Origin of the sequence: Mesorhizobium sp. AR02 (assembly GCF_024746835.1) — a bacterium.
GTDB lineage: Bacteria > Pseudomonadota > Alphaproteobacteria > Rhizobiales > Rhizobiaceae > Mesorhizobium.
Genome location: NZ_CP080531.1, coordinates 4442362 through 4462779, shown reverse-complemented (window position 1 = coordinate 4462779; position 20418 = coordinate 4442362). Strand labels below are relative to the sequence as shown.

Below are 20418 nucleotides of genomic sequence, written 5' to 3'. Positions count from 1 at the left end.
AAATGAAACGCTGCATGTTCGTCGACGACTCAAGCGTCATCAGGAAGGTTGCAAAACGCATCCTGGGCGGTTCCGACATGGTGGTCATCGAAGCAGCCAGCGGGCTTGACGCACTGGAGATGTGCGCCGCCGACATGCCCGACATCATCGTCGTCGACGGTGCCCTGCCGGATGTGCAGGCGGTTGATCTCATCCGCCGCGTGCGCGCCATGGAAAGCCCGGTCAAGCCGCAGATCCTGATCTCGCTGGTCGAGCTCGATATCGCCTCGATCATGCGGGCCAAGCGCGCCGGCGCCCAGGGCTATCTCTTGAAGCCCTTCAATCGCCCGCAGTTGCTCGAGCGCTTTCGCACCCTGAAAATCGCCGCCTGAGACGGCAGTTCGCGGCTTACCGCTCATTGTTGAGCTATGACGCAAAAACCCGGCCGAAGCCGGGTTTCTTTGTCGAAGATGGCAATAATTCAGGCGACGCTTGCCACGCTCAGGCGCTGACGCGGATGTCCTCGGGTTCGCGCAGCACATAGCCGCGGCCCCAGACCGTCTCAATGTAGTTCTGGCCACCGGACGCGGCGTCGAGCTTCTTGCGCAGCTTGCAGATGAAGACGTCGATGATCTTCAGTTCCGGCTCGTCCATACCGCCATAGAGGTGGTTGAGGAACATTTCCTTGGTGAGCGTGGTGCCCTTGCGCAGCGAGAGCAGCTCCAGCATCTGGTATTCCTTGCCGGTGAGATGCACGCGCTGGCCGCCGACTTCAACGGTCTTGGCGTCGAGGTTGACCACCAGGTCACCGGTGGTGATGACCGACTGGGCGTGGCCCTTGGAGCGCCGCACGATGGCATGGATGCGCGCCACCAGCTCGTCCTTGTGGAACGGCTTGGTCATGTAGTCATCGGCGCCGAAGCCCAGGCCGCGTACCTTGTCCTCAATGCCGGCCATGCCGGAGAGGATGAGGATGGGCGTCTTTACCTTGGAGAGGCGAAGCGTTCTCAAGACCTCGTAGCCGGACATGTCGGGCAGGTTGAGATCGAGAAGGATGATGTCGTAGTCGTAGAGTTTGCCCAGATCGACACCCTCTTCGCCGAGGTCCGTCGTATAGACATTGAAACTTTCCGATTTCAGCATCAGTTCGATGCTTTGTGCGGTTGCACTGTCATCTTCTATCAGCAGAACACGCATTTCATTCCCCTTTTCTGCTGCCGGACCATTTCACGACCCGTCCTGCCCCGGAGCAGTGGTTGCCTTGTGCAGAGGCTGCCATCGAATGGTTAACAAAACCTAATTTCCCGTCCACGACGGTATCAGATTTTTTAACCCCTTTCTACACCCTCTTGAATCTAATAACGAATCCCAGACCCAAATTCCTAATGCAACACATTAATAACCTGGACTAAGTGACTCCAGGGACTCATCGACACGCTTCCGAATCGGCGGCCGGAATTTTTACCCGGCCTTAAGTCCTGACCCGTATGATTAACAATGCCCGTAAACGAATGGTTACCGCCGGCAAAAAACTTTAGGGTTTTGTTTCCCATAGTTCGGGGAAAGCCGGTGGATACGGGCAATGCCTGGGCCTTTTCCAGGTGGTTTGGACGATATGTGCGGGTGTGCGTTTCCGGGAGTACCGAATCATGAAGTCACGTGAAAACCTCGTTCGGCTGAAACAGTTTCAGGTGAATGAGAAGCGGCGGCAGCTGCTGCAGCTCGACATGATGATCGCCGAGTTCGAACGCATGGCCGTCGAACTGGAGCTTCAGATCACCGCCGAGGAAAAGAAAGCCGGCATCACCGACATCAATCATTTCGCCTATCCGACCTTCGCCAAGGCGGCACGCTTGCGCCGCGACAATCTCAGAAACTCGCAAAGCGACCTCGCCCAACAGCGAAGCGCTGCCGAATCATTACTCGGCGAAGCTGAAGCGGAGCTTTCGAAGGCCGAAATGCTGGAATCGCGCGACACCAAGATTCGCGAAGCCGAAACCGGTGGCCGCAGCGCCATGATCGGCTGAACCGGCCGAGATCCGGATCATCGACGTGTCCGCGAGCGCGCAACTCATCGGGCGATAGCATCGAACCGCCTGAATTGCCGCGGAGATCACCGATCTAAGCCGCCCAATCCCCCTCATTTGCGGCAATCGCCCTTGCACGGGCATCCTTGATGTCAGGCGCGTGCTGCTCCGCCCATGCCCTGATCTGGGTGAGCAGTCCCGCCAGGTTCTGGCCGAGCTCGGTCAATTCATATTCGACGCGCGGCGGAATGACCGGGAAAATCTCACGCCGCACCAGGCCGTCACGCTCCAGCACACGCAATGTCTGCGTCAGCATCTTGGGCGTGATGCCCTCGAGCTTGCGGGCAAGCTCGCCATTGCGCAGCCGGCCTTTGCGCAGCGCACAGACCACCAGGTAGACCCATTTGCTGGCCAGCATCTCCAGCACGGTGTGCGAAGCACATGTCCGCCGGAAGGCGTCGTAACCGAAGGGGGAGTCGAAGTCACTATCCATAAGGTACCTATATATCAAGAAGGTACATACTGGACAAGAGAATATTACTATCCAAATGATAGCGGCACCAACCAAGCAGGAGACATCCCATGCGTGCCGTTATCCAGAATTCCGTCGGCGGACCCGACGTCCTTGTCGTTGCCAACCAGCCCGACCCTACGGCAAAGCCCGGCGAAGTGTTGGTCCGCGTCAAGGCAGCCGGCATCAATCCGGTCGATGGCTCCGTCCGCGCCGGTTATTATAAGCTGCTCGGCGAGCCGCCCTTTGTCCTCGGCTGGGATATTTCGGGAACCGTCGAGGCGCTGGGCGCCGGCGTCACCAGCCTCAAGGTCGGCGACGAGGTGTTCGGCATGCCGCGTTTCCCCAAGCAGGCGGCGGCTTACGCCGAGTTGGCCGCAGTGCCAGTCGACGAGATCGCGCTGAAGCCGAAGGCGGCGGACCACATCCAGGCAGGCGCATTGCCGCTGGCAGGCCTGACCGCCTGGCAGGGCCTTGTCCGCCATGGTGGACTGAAATCGGGCCAGCGCGTGCTGGTCCATGCGGGGGCCGGCGGCGTCGGCCATCTGGCCGTGCAGATCGCCAAGGCGCGCGGCGCCTATGTCATCGCCACCGCCAGCCCAAACAAGCTCGATTTCGTCCGCAAGCTCGGCGCCGACGAGGTCATCGACTACACCAAGGGCGATTTTACCACCAAGATCAGCGACATCGATCTGGTGCTGGAGCCAATGGGCGGGGAGCACGCCGAACGCTCGCTGAAAGTCATCAGGAATGGCGGCGTGCTGGTGTCTTTGCTGAACCTGAACGACACCACCAGGGCGCTGGCCAGCGCGCGCGACATCCGGGTCGAACGCATGTCCGTCGTGCCTGACCGGGAAGGCCTTTTGGAACTTGGCCGGTTGATCGACGCGAACAAGCTCACCGTCCATGTAGCGAAGAGCTTCCCGCTCGAACAAGCCGGTGCCGCCCACGCCTTTCTCGCCACCAAGCCGATCGGCAAAGTGGCGCTGACGGTCTGACCGCCAAAACTGCCCCAGGACCAAGAGCCTGCCGGAAATACAAAAAGGGCGCGGAGTGCCGCGCCCTTTTATGTGTTGGCCCGGCTCTGAAGCAATTCCAGGAAAAGTGTGAAACGGTTTTCCGTCCGGAATTGCGTCAAAGCAAAGGGCTAGTGCCGGTATTGCTGGATGCGCGTGGTGCGCAGCCCGGCAAGGCCATATTCGTCGATCGACGCCTGCCAGGACAAGAATTCCTCGGTGGTCAGCTTGTAGCGCTGGCATGCCTCTTCGAGGCTCAAAAGCCCGCCACGCACCGCCGCGACGACTTCCGCCTTGCGCCGGATAACCCAGCGACGCGTGTTCGTCGGCGGCAGATCGGCAATCGTAAGAGGGCTGCCGTCAGGCCCAATAACATACTTGACTCTAGGTCTAACCAGATCGGTCATCGTACTCTCTACAAAAAACTCAAAGACCCAATCCCCGCCACGTTACCGCCACAGCTTTAAAAATTGCCTAAGCAGACCCTAATGACTAGGTAAGGATCGTGAACGGCGCGTTAGTCTTTTCGCAGGCATTTGAAACATCCGGCTGGAAGCCTTGAATCGGCTGGGAAAAATCCGACCGATCGCGGACTGCCGGCAATCCGGGAATCGCCTTGCAAGCTGGCGTCGCCGGAAAGCTTGACCTATATTCTCGACATTGGCATTCAGATGCCGCGCAGAATGAAAGCATCATGAACACTCTCGACCTTCCCGGACGTCCCGAAAACACCCGCATTGTCGTCGCCATGTCGGGCGGCGTGGATTCGTCCGTGGTCGCCGGCCTGTTGAAGCGCGAAGGCTATGATGTCGTCGGCGTCACCTTGCAGCTTTACGATCACGGCGCGGCAACACACCGGGCCGGTTCATGCTGTGCCGGACAGGACATCGACGATGCCCGCCGCGTCTCCGAGACGCTGGGCATTCCCCACTATGTGCTCGACTACGAGGAGCGCTTCCGCAAGGCGGTCATCGATCCCTTCGCCGAGAGCTATGTCGCCGGCGAGACCCCTATCCCTTGCGTCTCCTGCAACCAGACGGTTAAGTTCGCCGACCTTTTGGCCACCGCCAAGGAGCTCGGCGCCGACGCGCTCGCCACCGGCCACTATATCCGTTCCGGCGCCAACGGCGCCCACCGCGCGCTCTACCGGCCGGTCGATGCCGACCGCGACCAGAGCTATTTCCTGTTCGCCACCACGCAGGCGCAGATCGACTATCTGCGCTTTCCCTTGGGCGGCCTGTCGAAGCCGCAGGTTCGCGCCATTGCCGAGGAGATGGGGCTGACGGTGGCCGCCAAGCAGGACAGCCAGGATATCTGCTTCGTGCCGCAGGGCAAATATTCCGACATCATCGCCAAGCTGAAGCCGACCGCCGCCAATCCGGGCGACATCGTCCACATCGATGGCCGCGTGCTCGGCCGCCATGAGGGCATATTGCGCTACACGATCGGCCAGCGCCGCGGCATCGGCATCGCCTCCGGTGAGCCGCTCTACGTCGTCCATCTCGACGCCGAACGGGCCCGTGTCGTGGTCGGCCCGCGCGAGGCGCTGGAGACGCACAAGATCTATCTGCGCAACATGAACTGGCTTGGCGACGGGCCGCTCGCCGATATTCCCGAAGGCGGCCTCGAACTGTTCGCCAAGGTCCGCTCGACCCGGCCGCCGCGTCCGGCAGTGCTGCGCCACGCGGCAGGCGTGACTTCGGTCGAACTGGCCGATGGCGAGTCCGGTATCGCGCCCGGACAGGCCTGCGTGCTCTATTCAGACGACGGCAACGAGGCCCGAATCTTCGGCGGCGGCTTCATCGAGCGCTCCGAGCGCGGCGCAGAAGCCGAGGCCATGCTGACGAAGCTCGCGGCAAGGCCGGCACAGGTTCCCGCAGAATAGGCGCCCGCCTGCCCTGTCGCGCCAGGAGTGCGGCGCGGCCTTCCTTCAGGATTTGGTGTGGGTGACCGTTCCCGCGGTCAGGATGCGCAGCACCCTGATCGCTTCCTCGCCGCTGGTGCGCGGTTCGGCGCGCGTCTCGATGCAGTGGATGAAATGCTCCAGCTCGCGCGTCAGCGGCATCCCTTGCGCGACCGCGACATAGGACGGCTCGTTGGTGGTGAACGCCCATTGGCCGCTGTCCTGCCAGACCGCGTGGCGGTAGACGGCAAGCTTGCGCTCCCACGGCTCGACATCGTCGAACACCGCCATCGCCTTGGTGCCGACCACGGTCAGCCGCCGCTCGCGATAGGGATTGAGCCGCGAGGTGAAAAGATGGCTGCGCAGGCCGTTGGGAAAGCGCATGTGCAGATGCGCGAAATCGCTGAGGTTGTCGAGGAGCGCGGCACCCTCGCCGCGCACCTCGATCGGCTCGGTGCCGGTGATGGCCAGGATCATCGACAGATCGTGCGGCGCCAGATCCCACAGCGCATCGTTCTCGGTGTGGAACTTGCCAAGGCCAAGCCGGTGCGAGTGGATATAGCGGACCTCGCCGAGCTCGCCCTTGTCGATCAGCCCCTTCAGCGTCTCGAAAGCGGGATGGAAACGCAGGACATGGCCGACCATGAAGACGCGGCCATTGTCCTTGGCCGCCTGCACCGCGCGCTCGGCATCCGGCACGGTCAGCGCGATCGGCTTTTCAACCAGCACGTCCTTGCCGTTTTCAGCGGCGCGTACGGCAAGGTCGGCATGGAACTGCGGCGGCAAGGCCATGACGATGGCATCGATATCATCGCGCACGAACAGCTGGTCGGGCTCGATCGCCAGGCAATCCTGTTCGCTGGCAAAACCTTCGGCACGAGCCCGGTTGGCGTCGGAAACCGCGTGCAGCGCGCCGAGCGCCTTGAGGGTGCGGATGTGGTTGCTGCCCCAGTATCCGCAACCGAGGACTGCAATGCGCGGCTTCATCTGTTTCAAACTCTAAAAACTCGTGGCCGAGACATAGCGACGTGCCCCTTCGAACTCAACCCCGGCGGTTGCAACCAAATGTCCACGCGGCAAAGCTTTTTCGGCAAAGAGAATATGCGGCGATATGGAATGCTTCGAAGCTTGACAGGCTCGCCCTCCCAACCTTATATCCGCGCGACCTTGGCGAACGCCCCGAAATGCCTTTCGATTTGAGGCGGATTTCGGGCCTTTCGCCGCCCTGGCGGGGTAGCTCAGTTGGTTAGAGCACGGGAATCATAATCCTGGGGTCGGGGGTTCAAGTCCCTCTCCCGCTACCAGTCCTCACAAACGAACAATTCTCTGTCGAGAAGACTGCGTCATTGAAGGCCAGTCTCCGCGCGGTTTGTAGGCAAAAGCCGGGGATCGACACTCGCCAATGTGTTGCGAATTGCTCTCCGAATTGGCCAACATTCTCCGAAGCTGGGGAGTTGCCTGTTTCAATCCCCAGCTATGGATTTCAGCAATTTCAATGAGATCAAGGCCCGGTGCCTGACCGTGGTTTTGCGTTTCTTTCGGCCAACGAAAGGTGTGTCGTTCAGCAAGGGTCTAAGGCGGATTTTCCAGCGACAGGATTTTAGCGGCTTTGGGCCGAAAGCGGCCCGGCAGCTTTGAGCGAGATGGGTGAGATGTGGGCATCGGTCTAGTGGTGGCCTTCGATTGCCGCAATTGTTCCGAGGCAAATCGTTACCAAGGAAGCGCGGAGAACCGTTGCCATTCTGCCTGTCGCATTCGGCGACAAAAGCTGCTTCGATGTGCCTAAAATCTAACACCGTCTTGTTATGCGACCAGTCGATCGGGTTCGAAACCTACAACATTTGTTCGGTACAGCGTCGATCCTTCAGTCGACTTGCTAAGCTCTACAGTGATCAATTTGTCGCCCACGAACGCAGGGCTTAGTTCTAGCGATAGATATTCGAACAGTGGACGCTCGTGAACAGCGATAATGAGCTGCCGTTTTTCACTCTTTGCGAGCGTGCGCAGCAAAGCCGCGAACTGAGCGACGTGGAGTTCGTCCATCGATTGGACCGGGTCGTCAAGGAGCAGCCAAGGTAGCTCTGGCTTCACGGACAGATGCAGGGCCAGGAATAGCGTTAGCGCCGCTGTGTTGAGATTTCCAGCGCTCAGCATTGCGCCTGGCCGACCATAGCTGCCACCATCCCGGTGCACTGTTTCTAGGATGGCGTTGACGATCTTCGCGCCCGATGAAGGGAGCACAAAGGCTGGCACAAACGGTTCGTTGGGTGCGAGTCGAACGAACAGATCACGCCAAATCGCATTTAGCCGCTCATTGAAGACCCGACCGACGATCGCACTCCTTGCTTCGCTCGCTGCGCGGCCGAGGTTGTTCGCGAGATCTCGTTCGCGCTTCACCCCGCGCTGTGCGGCAGTCAGTTGAGCCAATCTCTGAGTTCGTACGGCAGTTTGGGCATCTCGCTCCGCCTTTTCCGCGGCAAGTGCTAGCAGACGCGCGAGTGTATTCGCTGCGGCTTTGCGATCAGTATGCTGTGCGATTGCCGCCTTGAGTGCGGTCTCGGTTGCCGAGATAAGTCTAGAGAGGGCATTCTGCGTTGTTTCGGCCTCGGCGATCGGCGGCTCGGCAATGGTTTCCGCCAACGTCGACAACGAATTCCGAATTTCCAAACTTGTCGAATCGCGCAAGCGCAATTGAGCGACCTTGCTTGCGGCAGTCGAGTGACGGTTGCGGATCCTAGTTCCTTCAAGGGTCTCCGCTGCAAGGGCTTCGAGCTCGCCCTTGGCAGTGCGCAGCGTCGCCAAACGTTCCTGGTATGTGGTTGCATCCACAGGCGTGATCACGCGCGCGGATTCAGTGCTGCGGCTTCGCTCGAACTCTGCAAGCTGCGTCTGGACCTGCTGGCGTTCCGCAACGAGGGAATTGAGCTTCTCGGACTGTCCAATCAACCGGGCCACTTCCTGTGACAAGTGGGTGCGCAAACTGATATCGGATACCTCGTTAAAGTCTCGATCGCAGACCGGACACACATCATCGGTGACATGTGGCAGCAACGCTGCCAGCGCCTGACCAAGGCCCGCTGAATCACCAGCGATATCAGCGATCTGACCGTTCAACAGCTGCAGCCGGGCCTGCTGCTGATTGATCGACTGGTCCCTGGCGCTGATTGACCTACTTGCGGCAGCAGCTGATGACAACAGCCCGTCAACCCGCGCGATTTCGCGATCGACCAATCTGATCGCACCAATGCGTGCCTCTTCCGGATCGGTCCGCTCGGGGTCGGCCGAATCAGGAAAGATTGGCCTAATACTGGCAATGGAGGTCGCAAGCCGGCGGCCCGGCCCAGCACTATAATTTTCCAGAGCCCGTGCGGCATCAGCCTCTTCATTTTCAAGGGATGCACGATCCTCTTGCGCTTCCTTCGACGTATAGGACGACCATTGGAACTGAAGCGACATAACCCCGCTCACGCGCGCTTCGTGGCGCGCGACGAGTTCGGGATCCTCGCCTTTGGCGAGCATTGCAACGGCAGCGGACAGATCTTCGGGCAAGTCAAGTGCCTTACGCAACTGCTCGAGCTCCGCGTTCAACCGGGCAGCCTCAGCGTTTTGGCTGCGCTCCAGCGCGTCGAGCTCACGCTGTTCGCCCTGCAATCGCCCTTCAAGCTGATCGGCGCGATCGAAATCAGCGCTCAGCTTGGACATCCGAGCCTTGTGGCCGGCCGGATACACTCCGTCGATCAGTGCTTCGAGCTGGTCGAGTCCCAGCAATTTCTTCACGAAACTCGTCAATGGCGTGTTGGACGGATCGCGTGAGGTGGGCGCTTGATAGATATCCAGCAGCCGCCCCAGCGTTGATTGAGACAAGTAGCAGCGGTCGGTGAAAAAGATCCGGCTGTCTTCGTCAAGAATAGGCGTCCCGCGGACCACCCCGTCGCGGACCGATATGTTCGTCTCCGACTTGGGGCCGCCGGTCATCCGCAACACGATGGAAGCCTCCAACGCATCACGATTCACGAGATGGTTCTGAACATTCTCGTCGGACCGCCTCAGGCCCCCAACGTCGCCCGTCAGGGCGAGTTCGATCGCGGTTGCGATGCTGGTCTTACCGACGCCATTCGGGCCGTGAACCAGAACGATCGGAGCATCAAGCGGGATAGTTAGCGTTCCCTTGATGCTTCGAAAGTTGGTGACGACGAGCTCGGTTAGCTGGTAGGTCATGGCAGGACTTCCGATAGGGCACGATCAACCCGCCTGCGCAGTTCCAAGCGTATGCCGGCCTCACCTTGTTCCGCAGCCAATAGGTAGCTGGTCGCCGCGCGTGCTTCTTCCGCAGAAAGGCGGCGACGAACTTCGCTGCTCCAGTCACCTTGCATGATCGTAGCATCGGGCAGTTCAAGTGGAAGTAATACGGCCAAGCAATCGCGTAACCGCGCATCGCCGACCTCTAGGGGGCCAACCGGAAGAATACGGCATACCTGCGACAGTGATAGTAATGTTGCGGCCTCGAGAGGCTGTCCGACAAGGACCAGGGTCAATGTTCTGCGAGACCCGAGTACGTCGAGCGAGCGGCCAAAGGCAAGCACCTCGCGTCGCATGCGCTCCCCCGAACCAAGCGTCGTATCTTGCAGCAGTACAAGGTCGAGCGACTGCTCGGCGGTTAGAACGGCATCGAAGCTATATGTCGCGCTACCAATCCCAAAAGGCTGCTTGACCGTCCGATAACCGTTATCTTTCAACAGGGCGATCGCACGCTCAAGTGGGGTCACAGGCTCGTGCTCCGCTTGAATGCGCCGATTAGGTCGAGTGCATCCGTTGCCGTGTCGATCATCGAGGTTAAGCAGACCTCACGCAGTCCGATCTTGCCAGTCCTTCCCATGGGTCCCGACGACGATCGAGCCCTCCTTGCCTTGGGTGAAGTACTCAGCAGTAGGACAGTGTCATCCGCGTCGGGATCAACGTGCCCAGCTTGTATCATTTTTCCGGCCACATCGTCATTGGCCGCGACAAATACGCGTGTGACGCGCGAGCCCTGCTGTAGGTTGATCGGTGTGGTCATAGCCGTACCAGCGGAGATTGACCAGTCACCGTCGGCAGCGCCTTTGCCGAGGAGTGCAAACGCAATGGCTGCCTGTCGAAGGCCCGTGGTTTCTGGCACATCGGCGATTTGCTGGATGGGATCCGACGACAAGGGAATATAGCGGCCGCTGTCGGATTTGCCGTGATGAAAGAGATCGAGCCCCAGCATCATGGTTGCGATCAGACTGTGAGTGAACTTGAGTCGTTCCGGGTCAGCAGCCATTGCCGCGGCATCGCGAATGTGACGTAGGCCAATCTTGACCGTGTTCCGCTCGGCAGCATTCCATGCTGCTGGCAGTCCTAGGTCCGCCAGCGCAGCGGCCTTAAGTTCGAGAACCGTAAGGAGGAGCGCGAGTAGCAATGGTTTGGCGAAGGCGCGGATTCTTGCAGACTCTTCGATGGCGGGCCTATGTGGAGCATATTGTTCCCCGTAGGCACTAGCCAAGATGCCGCGCTGACCGCCCGAAAGGGCGTCCTCGGCAAAGAGGAAAGCAGTCGGCGCCGCATTCCATTCCCAACCGCTCCCGTTGGCGCCATGGACGAATATATGCTGAACATCGGTGTCCTGCGCCGAGAAGCCGATCATGAGCGTGCGGCGTTGCTGCACCAGGGCTGTCAGATGGTCGCGCATAACCGCGTAGGCAGCGTTGACCCCATATTGTGTGATCTGAGGGGTACGCGCGATCAACAGCGGCCGGTAGACGGCAGAATTAGCAACCGCTCGAACCGCGCAACCATGATATTTAAGAAGCTTCGCGCGGCCGCTCGCGTTCTGGAAATCGGGCGCTCTAATGCAAACGTCGATCTTGGTGCCAACCGCGCCTATCAACTTGTTCTCAGCAGCCTCGATCAGGTAATCCCAGTTCGCCGAGGTAATATCGCGGAAGGCTCCCTCAAGCGTCAGCATCACGACACAGAGATGTTCGACGTCCGGATCGTCACCGGTAAAGCTGCCCGGCACATCGACTGCGGTCCAGAGCAGAAAGTCAGGATCCGGTTCCCCTTCCAGCGGCGTTTCCAATACCTCGGCGTAGAAACCGGCCAAGCGCGACGTGACCGCACGCCGATCCGCCTCTGGCCAGTCGTCAATCGGCAAATCAAGGTGCAACCTCTCCCGCTCTGGCGGTGAGAGGTTTGCGAGGACCTGATCGAGCGCAACCTTGTATCGACATGTCGGATTTCCGGCGTCCATGCGTGACCGCAGATACTCGATCACACGACCAATGACGGCAGGAACGCCAACAACACGATCGAGTGAAATACCTGAGCCAAGCCACAACGCGTATCTGCCGCGCGCTACCGCGCCGGCCATTCCTGGAAAGTCTGCCTCGAGCAACGCGATGGTCTCGGCGACGCTAATTTCCCAAGCTGCTGGCAATCGCCCCCCTTTATACCGTTGCATCACCACGTCGGTTTCCGATTCACGTGCCGATGCAACGCTGCGTACAAGAATAGCGTCTCGTGCGCAAATCTTCAAAGCCGATCCCGGGTTGTCTGTTTAAACTACAGCCTACAACGTCGGCGTCTGTTCCGCACCGGAAGTTAGCCATTGACGATGCGCCTGATTTGCTTAGTCGGGGAAAACTTTCGCCGACGGGTGAAAGTGCCAAATGCATGCAATATACATAGGAATGAAAAAGGAGCCGATTCTGACCGAAGGATCGAAGTATTTGGCGTTTGGCGACAAGATATTGTCATATTATGCTGCGGGAGAACTTCCACAGCTGTTCGTCGAACGGATGCGTCAGCATCGAGGCGACGAATCAGGAGTGTCGTTTCGCGCAACATTGGTCGAACTGCACAATACCGGCGCGATTGACGTCCTTGAGCCCGCCCGCATGATCGCGACCTCGCCAATTTCGCAGAAAGATTTTTTTCTTGTTCAAAACGTCTTTGCCGAGATCATCCCCGAGTTGGTGGACACGGTTCCGGCAATGCTGGCAGCGGTGAAGGCGCTGGTTGCGCGTGGCGGCGAAGATTTGGCCTCCGGCTGGCCCAATGACGCTTTCCGGAAATGGGTGGAGAGCGACGACCGAGCACGCGTCCTGATTGCATCAATCGATCCCGCTGATCCCGAGGATGCAGCCTATGTCTTTCTGGCGCTCGTGGCACTGGCCAAGACGGAGCCGCAGGCTGCGCTGGACCAAGCTATCACATTTCTGGCCGGGCAAGATTTGCCCGCACAATTGGGCGCAGCAAAGGCGATCGGAGCGCTTCCATCGGTCACAACTGAGGAACGAATGCGCTCGCTAAAAGCGCTAGAAGCCGCATCTAAAGTTGGAGCCCAAGACAATCTACTCGGGCAAATTATTGCCGCTGCGGCCGACATTGCACGAAAGGCGCCCACCGAAGTCCTCGCAATGGTCCGGCTGATCGACGCGATCGCCGAGAGCGTGGGCGACCAGGCGATTCATCGCGCGGTCTCAACATTGGTGTTTCATGGCGACGAACTTCCGGCCGAGATCATCGCTGCGTTGACGAAAATCGCGCACAAAATTCGCATCGTGAATAAAGGCACGATCAAATATCTCGGCAATGCATCGGCTACGCTGCTTAGGCACGGGCGAGTAGACGAGGCTCTTGCGCTGATTGTGCCCATCCTTTCTGCGCACGAAGAGCTAAGCTCGCTCGAACAGCTTGATGGGTTTGCGCATGGTCTACTACAGCTGGATCATGAACGCCTAGCGCAGATCATATCGACATGGTTGCTCAGTTTTGAGCGCAACCTCGGCGAGGCAGCGCGCAATCTCGTCGGCGACCATCATGGTGACGCGCTGGTCCTTGAGTTCGATGCAGCCGCGCTCAGCCTTACGGAAAATGAAACTATCGTCCTGGCGCATCGCGCAATCGGCTATCTTTTTTTGCAGCCGATCACCGCAGCCTCGATCGCACTATCGCTGGTGCGAACAGCCTCGGCCAAAGGACGGCAGGCAATCGAAGAGATCCTCTTCGAGCCACTGCTTATCAACTTCTCCGGCGCCCTTTCCGACTGGCTGAAGGCAAAGGCGGCCGTGAGCACCGATCCCGCATTGCCAACAATCGAACGTCTCCTAGCTCGGCTTGATTCCTATCTTGAGGGCCTTCGCCGAGTGGGACTGATCAAGGAATTGCGGCCGTCGGAGCGCGAGCGGATGATCGAGAGTCATAAGCAGGAACGATTGATGCGTCGAGTGCACAAGGAGGGCGCAAAGAGGTCGGTCCTCATGTCGTTGGTGTCGCGTTCGGTGCTACTCTACGGCACTCGCTCGATCAGCTATTTCCAAGATCCGGACGGGAAAAAGCATCGCAATGAGATGCAACTGCATAGCCTTAGCCATAGCTTCGAAGCGCCGCGGCTCGATATTATAGAGCCTTTCGAACTCAACTATGCCCTTCGCGTGTTTCGCACGATGAAGGTCGCGCCATGAAGCTCGTGATCCGCGAATATCTTGCGTCGCTGCGCGAGCGCGGCGAACTCGACGCGGTGCTTCCTGATTTGCTGACAGAACTCGGCTTTGTCGTCTATTCACGACCAGGCCGGGGCACACGACAATATGGCGTCGATGTAGGCGCGGTCGGCAAAGGGCGAGATGGCGTGCGGCGCGTTCACCTGTTTTCCGTCAAGTCTGGCGACCTCGATCGGGGGGAATGGAATACCGCGTCACCGCAAAGCTTGCGACCATCGCTCGATGAAATCCTTGATGTCTATGTGACCAGTCGAATACCACCCGAACACTCTGATCTGCCGATCGCAATCTGCCTCTGCTTCGGTGGGGCGATCGATGAGCAGGTGCGGGCCGAGGTAACCGGCTATATCCGTCGAAACACAACGGAAAAAATCAGTTTCGAGGAATGGAACGGTGACATCCTGGCGCAAGTCATCCTTGACGGCATTCTGCGTGAGGAACTGCTGGCGGCGCCATTGCGCAGCCATCTGCGGAAGGCCGTTGCGATGGTCGAGGAGCCTGATATTTCAATGAACCATTTCGAACGGCTGCTGCGCGCGCTGATCGCGACCCCAGGTGATCGCCCAGCCATTCGGCTTTCGCAGGCACGGCTGATCAATATATGCCTGTGGATCATGTTCGTTTGGGGGCGTGAGGCTGACGATGTTGAAGCGCCCTATCGTGCAAGCGAGCGCGCGCTGCTGGTAGTGTGGCACCTACTTCGCACTGATGTCGTGCGCACAGGGCGAGCCGCGGAAGATGCAAGTCTCGTTCTGAGTGAGATGATCGAGCTTCATTTCGCCATATGGGAAGAGCTGTTTACCAAGAAGATTTTACCGTTCGCCGCTACACGCCATGCTCTTTCGACGGCGATCCACTCCCATGCCTCGATCGATATCAATATCAAATTGTTCGAGCTGGTCGGCCGGCTCGCTCTGCGCGGACTTTGGATGGTTTGGCAGTTGTCGCCAGGTCGGCAACCGGTGGTACTGACGGACGCAGTGCTAGCGGCACATCCATCGGCACTTGCCGAAATAAACAGAATTCTCGTCGAGCGGATCGACACTCTGTGCAACCAGCTCGTCGAAATTGTCTCGAATAACCGCGCCCTTTTGTCGCCAATCGGCGACTGGCAAGCGATTGATATCTCGCTTGCATTTACGCTGCTGGCGACGCGAGAGCGCTTTCATGGCGCGATCGACCAATGGCTTGAGGGACTGACCAGCCGCATCATCTTCGCGTATATGTCGCACGGCGCGTACCCCACGACCAGCCGTTCGTATTGGGATCTCGTCGAGCATCCTGCCGAGCGCAGCGAAGAATATCGCCGGCAGTCTAGCGAAGCCAGCATCCTCTATCCCATGCTGGCGCTGTGGGCCGCGGCCCGCGGCTATCAACAAGTGATCGACGAGATTTCAGATTTCAAGGCAAAGGCGCTTGGCGACTGCACGTTCCAGACTTGGCTTCCGGATGAGGACAGCGAGGCGAACCTCTATCTGGGCAACGGGGATCATGGAGCTGCCCTGACAGGAATTCCGGTGACCGAGGGCACCCGCGATACGCTAGATTTCGTAATCGAGGAGGTCAAATCCAATGGCCACTACGATGCCTTGTCGGTCATCGAGTTCGGTCACTGGCCGATTCTGCTCACCGCTTGCCGCAGTCATCGCCTGCCGGTGCCAGCCCATGTCTGGCGGGACCTTCTCCAGGCAATTAAGCGATCAGCATCGACGCCGGCTACCCCTGGACCCGGCGCTGATACTAACGCGGAGGATTATTCTGGCCCGTTTTGATCGTTCAGCCGATATACCTGGCTGTCAGCTTAGCGGCGCGAACCTGAAACCTAGAAACTGCTGACGTTCGTCAGGGGAGCTGCCGTTCCCACTCAACCGGAAAGCCTCGCACCAGCTGCTGCAATTGCATCGTCGGAGGCTGGCGCCCGTCGAGAATTGCCTCGACCAGATCCGGGGCCAGCAACGTTAGTCGAAGGATATGGGATATGAATGACCGGTCGAGCTTCCTGGCCTCGGCCAGTTCGGAGATCGTGGCGAACTGACCGGTCTCCAGTTGGTGCTTCCACGCAAAGGCCTGGATCACGGCGCGCAGCAGCGTACTGTCGATGCGCGGACGTGTCGGCGCCCATCCCTCGATAGTGTTCGGCGACATCACGAGCTTGCGGCCGCCACGCTTGCGAATGGCCATTGGAATTTGAACGGTGAGGATCTTGCCGTCATCGCTCAGTTCGGTGCCCATCATCATGCGGCCCGCCCAAGGGTCGCCTGCGCCCGCATTTCTGCCACGAGGCTTGTCATGCCCTCGGTTCGCAGGCGGATGGAGATGCCATCGACATCGACCTCGATGCGCTCGACCAACAGCTGAATGATACGAGCCTGCTCCGTTGGAAAGAGTTCGTCCCAGAGTACGTCGAACTCGACAAGACGGTCGCGAACCTCTCCCTCGGTGACTGCGTCGTCCTCGACTCTTGCAGCTGCCCAAGTCTTCACGATGATCTCCGGTTGGCGAAGCATCTTCCTCACCTGGTCGATCACTACAGCCTCGATCTCGGCAGCTGGCAGCCGTTTCACCGAGCAGGTTTCAGGGCCGAGCTTCTGCACACTGGTGGTGACGTAGTAGCGGTACAGACGCCCCTTCTTCCGGGTGTGGGCAGGCGTCATGGCATAGCCGTTCGGCGCGAAGATCAGTCCCCTGAGCAATGCCGGTGTCTGCCGGCGACAATGCCCTGCTCGTTTGCGCGGGTCCTCGGCAATGATCGATCGCACCTTGTTCCACAGATCGAGGCTGATGATTGCCTGGTGCTCGCCGGGATAGCTCGTGCCCTTGTGGACGGCCTCGCCGATGTAGACCCGGTTGCTCAGCAGCTTGTAGAGATAGCCCTTGTCGATGGGCCTGCCACCGCGGCTGGTCACACCCTCGGCGTTGAGCGTTCGTGCAAGCGTCGTCGCCGAGCCAACGGAGGGAAACCTGTCGAAGATCATGCGCACTGTTGCGGCCTCGTCCTCCTGGATGATCAGCTTGCGGCTTTCGACGCGGTAGCCGAGCGGCACGTTGCCTCCCATCCACATGCCCTTGCGCCGCGACGCGGCGAACTTATCGCGGATGCGCTCGCCAATCGCCTCACGCTCAAACTGTGCGAAGGACAGCAGGATGTTGAGTGTGAGCCGGCCCATCGAGGTTGTAGTGTTGAATGATTGGGTGATCGACACGAAGGTGACGTCATTGGCCTCGAAGATCTCAACGAGCTTCGAAAAGTCGGTCAGCGAACGGGAGAGCCTATCGATCTTGTAGACGACGACCACGTCGACCAGCCCGAACTCGATATCCTTAAGCAAGCGCTTCAGCGCCGGCCGTTCCAGCGTTCCACCGGAGATGCCGCCGTCGTCGTAGCGGTCGGGCACGGGAACCCATCCCTCCGCTCGCTGGCTGGCCACGTAAGCCTCACAGGCCTCCCGCTGGGCGTCGAGGGCGTTGAACTCCATGTCGAGTCCCTCCTCGCTCGATTTACGCGTGTAGACCGCGCAACGGAGTTTTCTGATGACTTGCTTTTGCGGGGGCAGTGTCATCGTCGTCACCCGTTACTTTTCTGGCTTCGCAAGCCGAAAAACAGCCAGCCATTCCAGCGCGTCCCGGTGATCGTCCGCGCAATCGCGGAGAGCGACTTGTAGGGGCGACCCTGATACTCGAAGCCGTCGATCAGCACTGTGGCGATGTGCTGTACGCCCTGCCATTCACGCAGCAGCCGCGTGCCCGTAACCGGCATGTTGTCTTTCCTGGCGCCAGAGCGCCGAGGCTCCAGCTGCTCGGCCAATGCCGCGAGCCGTTTCACGGTCTCGGGCTTCAATCCGCCGTAGGCCAGTTCCTGGATGCGATAGGCGAGCCGGCTCTCCAGGAACTTCCTATTGTAGGGTGGCGGCTCCGAGGTGAAGAGGTCGCGCCATTTGGCCTTGAGCGCGCCGATGTCCATCGTCTTCAGTTCGGCCAGGCGGGCCAGCACATTGTCGGTCATCAAGCAATCTCCGTCGCCAAAGTTTCGACGGCACCACCGCTCTGGTTGGGAACGAAGTCGACAAAACTATTCTCCAACTCCGGAGATAGTCTGCTTGACTGTCGGACTCGAAGACGCATGAGCCCCGCGACAATGATCGCGACCAATTCGTGGCGGCGCTCGGCGGCCTCCATCAGATCCGGATGAAGGGGGTTTGGGCCTGGCATTTGTTTCGATTCCGGCAGCTCTTGGTAGTCGAGCTTTAACCATCGAAATCAGCTGCTCCAGTCACCAGCGAATTGCTGTGGAGCGCCGCGAAAAGAACTGTAATCGTGCGCAGGTCCGAGGGGCTTCCTTTAGCACTCACAGCCATCGAAGCGAGGGACGCACCGAGGGAGTCCTATGCCGTTGAGATGCAGAGTGTACGTGCACTTAAACGGCCCAAAACTCGATCCCGCCACGGGCTCATCTGAGTGGGACTGCCCCTGAGATGGCCCCCATCCCAAAGAGACTCTCGAATGTCAGCTATTCAGGACCGTATCCAACGGTGCGGATATCAGAGCGAGAGTTTGAACGGTTGCAGGAAATTTACGGCGTAACTCTGCGGACTGTCGACCGTCGAAAAGTGCGAGTAATCGCAAACCAGTTTCTGAGGGGCAAAGTTTGGGAGCTCGTGAGCGAACCGAGATCAAAGACCCGGATCAAATTTGAAGAAATTCAACAAGCCGTCGGGCCGTTCGTTCGTTTTGCCGAAGGCGGGTTGCTCGGCAATGATGACGCTGCCAATGCTTTGGAGGCCCTATTAGCGGACTCGTACGAGTCCATCTTCATATCGGTACAGCGCGAGCATGTCTGGGTGATGCCAAACGAAGGCCAATTCGAGCCATCCAATTCACCTGTACTCGTCAATCTAAACGCAAGCGTGCTTATGAACGTTGCGCACGGCCTCGTCCTCAGCATGGATCGCGTCGGGAGTGCTATCAAGCAGGACCAAGAGGTCGGCTTCGCGCCTGGCAGCGCATTTCGAGATTTTCTTTGGCAGTTACGGGATTGGGCAAAGTCAGCAGGACACCCGATCAGCCCCTTCAAGCAGGCTACAATTGACGACGCTCTCGATGCGCCGGAAAAAATGGCGTCACCCTTTTCCGAATTCATCTATGCGTTGAACCTCTGCTTTCGCTCCGTCAAATTGCCCATCGCAATCCAATCCGCCAATGGTACTGAAGTGCTCTCGCTTCACGAAAAGGTCGATACTCCAACCGCCCTGGCCGAGCGTCTGAAGGCGGTGGCTGCTGAGGCCAATTCATGGGCCGCACAAGGGGGCCGATAGGTCATCGAAATTCGCGCGTATCGGCCCCCATGTTTGTCGGTACACCACGGAATATCACCAAGCATCTGAGCAAAGGTGCTCGGCTGCGTGCTGGCGGCGAATACGGCCAGCGGATATTTAAATGTCCGAAATATCCCTGACTCTTTCCGAAGCCATAAAGCGCACCGGGATCTCGCGATCGTCATTCTACCGGCTTTTTGCCGAGAAGAGGCTTGTTCCACGCAAGTCCGGAAAGCGCATCCTGATCCTTGCCGACGAGTTGGATGCCTTCGTGCGCTCCTTACCGGCCGCAGAAGTTGGACGAGTCGATGACGACGTCGATCTTGATGTCCAGCACAAGCGCCATTCGAAATGGGGGGGCCCACAATGACCCCCGTTTACCTCAGCCAGCAGGAACTGGCCGACCGCTGGCGACTAAGCCCTAGGACACTCGAGCGCTGGCGCTACCTCAAGACCGGACCGAGTTATCACAAGCTCGGCGGCAAGATTGGGTACTCGGTAGTTGACGTTGAGGCTTGCGAGCGCCGCCGTCGCGCCGAGACACATTCCTCGATTCTCGGCTCGTGGGAATGACGTCTTCGGCAGATTTCGGCCGGGGAATCTCGAACCGCAGAAGCACCGTGTGGATCAAATGAACGTTTCGGCGGAATCTATTCGCGAGCATACGAGCAGAAAGTTGGACCTGCTCGATGCGATATCGATGGATCGTCGGGTCACCGCTGGCGAGTTTCGGGTGGCATTCCGGCTGTTGCAACATGCCAACGCCGAGACAGGTGCGATCTTCCCGTCACAGGACCGTCTGGGCAGTCAGATCGGGATGAAGGAACGCTCAGTGCGCGCTTGCATAGCCGGTCTGGTGCACCACGGTTGGTTGCGGAAGTGGCGCCCGAACCGGCGCACGGCCAATTCGTACAGCTTCGAGAGTAAGCACATCAACGCGGTTCTGGACCGTCAAATTTCGCTTAACGAAGCCAGGAGAGAGGAGCGCAAAACCCGCGCTCGTCCCAAGGCCTGATCGGCATTGAGATGACGGTCAATTCCCGATGACCGGCAAATGGGTGACGGTCGTGATGGTCATCTGAATGACTGTAAACACCTCAACGCTACACCTTAATAAGAAGGCATTGAACAAAGAACACTGCAGTCCG

General features: G+C 59.1%; 20 protein-coding genes and 1 tRNA gene. 11 read left to right on the top strand and 10 right to left on the bottom strand.

Going from position 1 to position 20418, the window contains the following annotated elements; all coding sequences use genetic code 11:
* Nucleotides 1-2: 2 nt before the first annotated feature.
* Nucleotides 3-371: a response regulator gene (locus DBIPINDM_RS25660; RefSeq protein ID WP_258581819.1), complete on the top strand. Its 369-nt coding sequence runs from the start codon at nt 3-5 to the stop codon at nt 369-371.
* 109 nt (nt 372-480) lie between these two features.
* On the opposite strand, the gene ctrA is transcribed toward DBIPINDM_RS25660, so the two are convergent.
* Nucleotides 481-1176 (bottom strand): response regulator transcription factor CtrA, encoded by a 696-nt coding sequence (ctrA, locus tag DBIPINDM_RS25655; RefSeq protein WP_006203583.1) that lies wholly within the window; start codon nt 1174-1176, stop codon nt 481-483.
* Between the two features lie 452 nt (nt 1177-1628).
* Between ctrA and DBIPINDM_RS25650 the strand changes: the two genes are divergently transcribed.
* On the top strand, nt 1629-2006 hold the full coding sequence (locus DBIPINDM_RS25650) for a hypothetical protein (protein ID WP_056578132.1): 378 nt from the start codon (nt 1629-1631) through the stop codon (nt 2004-2006).
* A gap of 94 nt (nt 2007-2100) precedes the next feature.
* Here the strand turns inward: DBIPINDM_RS25650 and DBIPINDM_RS25645 are convergent, their stop codons facing one another.
* Nucleotides 2101-2499, bottom strand: coding sequence for a winged helix-turn-helix transcriptional regulator (locus DBIPINDM_RS25645; RefSeq protein ID WP_258581818.1), 399 nt, complete (start codon nt 2497-2499; stop codon nt 2101-2103).
* A gap of 89 nt (nt 2500-2588) precedes the next feature.
* Between DBIPINDM_RS25645 and DBIPINDM_RS25640 the strand changes: the two genes are divergently transcribed.
* Complete coding sequence (locus DBIPINDM_RS25640) at nt 2589-3515, top strand: NADP-dependent oxidoreductase (protein ID WP_258581817.1); 927 nt, start codon at nt 2589-2591, stop codon at nt 3513-3515.
* A 149-nt stretch (nt 3516-3664) separates the two neighbouring features.
* On the opposite strand, the gene DBIPINDM_RS25635 is transcribed toward DBIPINDM_RS25640, so the two are convergent.
* Nucleotides 3665-3940, bottom strand: a complete 276-nt coding sequence (locus DBIPINDM_RS25635) for a DUF1153 domain-containing protein (protein ID WP_006203587.1) — start codon at nt 3938-3940, stop codon at nt 3665-3667.
* Nucleotides 3941-4227: 287 nt separating this feature from the next.
* On the opposite strand from DBIPINDM_RS25635, the gene mnmA reads away from it, so the two are divergent.
* Nucleotides 4228-5418: a tRNA 2-thiouridine(34) synthase MnmA gene (gene mnmA / locus DBIPINDM_RS25630; RefSeq protein ID WP_258581816.1), complete on the top strand. Its 1191-nt coding sequence runs from the start codon at nt 4228-4230 to the stop codon at nt 5416-5418.
* Between the two features lie 45 nt (nt 5419-5463).
* Here the strand turns inward: mnmA and DBIPINDM_RS25625 are convergent, their stop codons facing one another.
* On the bottom strand, nt 5464-6423 hold the full coding sequence (locus DBIPINDM_RS25625; RefSeq protein WP_258581815.1) for a Gfo/Idh/MocA family protein: 960 nt from the start codon (nt 6421-6423) through the stop codon (nt 5464-5466).
* Nucleotides 6424-6663: 240 nt separating this feature from the next.
* On the opposite strand from DBIPINDM_RS25625, the gene DBIPINDM_RS25620 reads away from it, so the two are divergent.
* Nucleotides 6664-6740 (top strand) — tRNA-Met (locus DBIPINDM_RS25620).
* Nucleotides 6741-7239: 499 nt separating this feature from the next.
* Here the strand turns inward: DBIPINDM_RS25620 and DBIPINDM_RS25615 are convergent.
* The 3 genes from DBIPINDM_RS25615 to DBIPINDM_RS25605 are packed head-to-tail and all read right to left on the bottom strand — an operon-like array spanning nt 7240 to nt 11914.
* The gene (locus DBIPINDM_RS25615; RefSeq protein ID WP_258581814.1) at nt 7240-9654 is read right to left on the bottom strand and encodes an AAA family ATPase; all 2415 of its coding nucleotides are present in this window, start codon (nt 9652-9654) and stop codon (nt 7240-7242) included.
* Complete coding sequence (locus DBIPINDM_RS25610; RefSeq protein WP_258581813.1) at nt 9651-10202, bottom strand: hypothetical protein; 552 nt, start codon at nt 10200-10202, stop codon at nt 9651-9653. Before DBIPINDM_RS25610 ends, DBIPINDM_RS25615 begins: the two co-directional genes overlap by 4 nt.
* On the bottom strand, nt 10199-11914 hold the full coding sequence (locus tag DBIPINDM_RS25605) for an SIR2 family protein (protein WP_258589338.1): 1716 nt from the start codon (nt 11912-11914) through the stop codon (nt 10199-10201). The genes DBIPINDM_RS25610 and DBIPINDM_RS25605 overlap by 4 nt, the downstream gene beginning before the upstream one ends.
* A 229-nt stretch (nt 11915-12143) precedes the next feature.
* On the opposite strand from DBIPINDM_RS25605, the gene DBIPINDM_RS25600 reads away from it, so the two are divergent.
* Nucleotides 12144-13919 carry a hypothetical protein gene (locus tag DBIPINDM_RS25600; RefSeq protein WP_258581812.1) on the top strand — a complete coding sequence of 592 codons (1776 nt, stop codon included), beginning with the start codon at nt 12144-12146 and terminating at the stop codon, nt 13917-13919.
* Nucleotides 13916-15730 (top strand): hypothetical protein, encoded by a 1815-nt coding sequence (locus DBIPINDM_RS25595; protein ID WP_258581811.1) that lies wholly within the window; start codon nt 13916-13918, stop codon nt 15728-15730. The genes DBIPINDM_RS25600 and DBIPINDM_RS25595 overlap by 4 nt, the downstream gene beginning before the upstream one ends.
* A gap of 70 nt (nt 15731-15800) precedes the next feature.
* Here the strand turns inward: DBIPINDM_RS25595 and DBIPINDM_RS25590 are convergent, their stop codons facing one another.
* The 3 genes from DBIPINDM_RS25590 to DBIPINDM_RS25580 all read right to left on the bottom strand — a co-directional run bounded on the left by DBIPINDM_RS25590 (nt 15801) and on the right by DBIPINDM_RS25580 (nt 17961).
* Nucleotides 15801-16196, bottom strand: coding sequence for a hypothetical protein (locus DBIPINDM_RS25590; protein ID WP_258581810.1), 396 nt, complete (start codon nt 16194-16196; stop codon nt 15801-15803).
* On the bottom strand, nt 16193-17434 hold the full coding sequence (locus DBIPINDM_RS25585) for a recombinase family protein (RefSeq protein ID WP_318036899.1): 1242 nt from the start codon (nt 17432-17434) through the stop codon (nt 16193-16195). Before DBIPINDM_RS25585 ends, DBIPINDM_RS25590 begins: the two co-directional genes overlap by 4 nt.
* Nucleotides 17435-17523: 89 nt before the next feature.
* Nucleotides 17524-17961, bottom strand: coding sequence for a DUF2924 domain-containing protein (locus tag DBIPINDM_RS25580; protein ID WP_258581809.1), 438 nt, complete (start codon nt 17959-17961; stop codon nt 17524-17526).
* Between the two features lie 652 nt (nt 17962-18613).
* Here DBIPINDM_RS25580 and DBIPINDM_RS25575 point away from each other — a divergent pair.
* The 4 genes from DBIPINDM_RS25575 to DBIPINDM_RS25560 all read left to right on the top strand — a co-directional run bounded on the left by DBIPINDM_RS25575 (nt 18614) and on the right by DBIPINDM_RS25560 (nt 20285).
* Nucleotides 18614-19270, top strand: coding sequence for a hypothetical protein (locus tag DBIPINDM_RS25575; RefSeq protein WP_258581808.1), 657 nt, complete (start codon nt 18614-18616; stop codon nt 19268-19270).
* Nucleotides 19271-19391: 121 nt separating this feature from the next.
* On the top strand, nt 19392-19640 hold the full coding sequence (locus DBIPINDM_RS25570; protein ID WP_258581807.1) for a helix-turn-helix domain-containing protein: 249 nt from the start codon (nt 19392-19394) through the stop codon (nt 19638-19640).
* Nucleotides 19637-19843: a helix-turn-helix transcriptional regulator gene (locus tag DBIPINDM_RS25565; RefSeq protein ID WP_258581806.1), complete on the top strand. Its 207-nt coding sequence runs from the start codon at nt 19637-19639 to the stop codon at nt 19841-19843. Before DBIPINDM_RS25570 ends, DBIPINDM_RS25565 begins: the two co-directional genes overlap by 4 nt.
* A 103-nt stretch (nt 19844-19946) precedes the next feature.
* Nucleotides 19947-20285: a helix-turn-helix domain-containing protein gene (locus DBIPINDM_RS25560; RefSeq protein ID WP_258581805.1), complete on the top strand. Its 339-nt coding sequence runs from the start codon at nt 19947-19949 to the stop codon at nt 20283-20285.
* Nucleotides 20286-20418 lie beyond the last annotated feature (133 nt).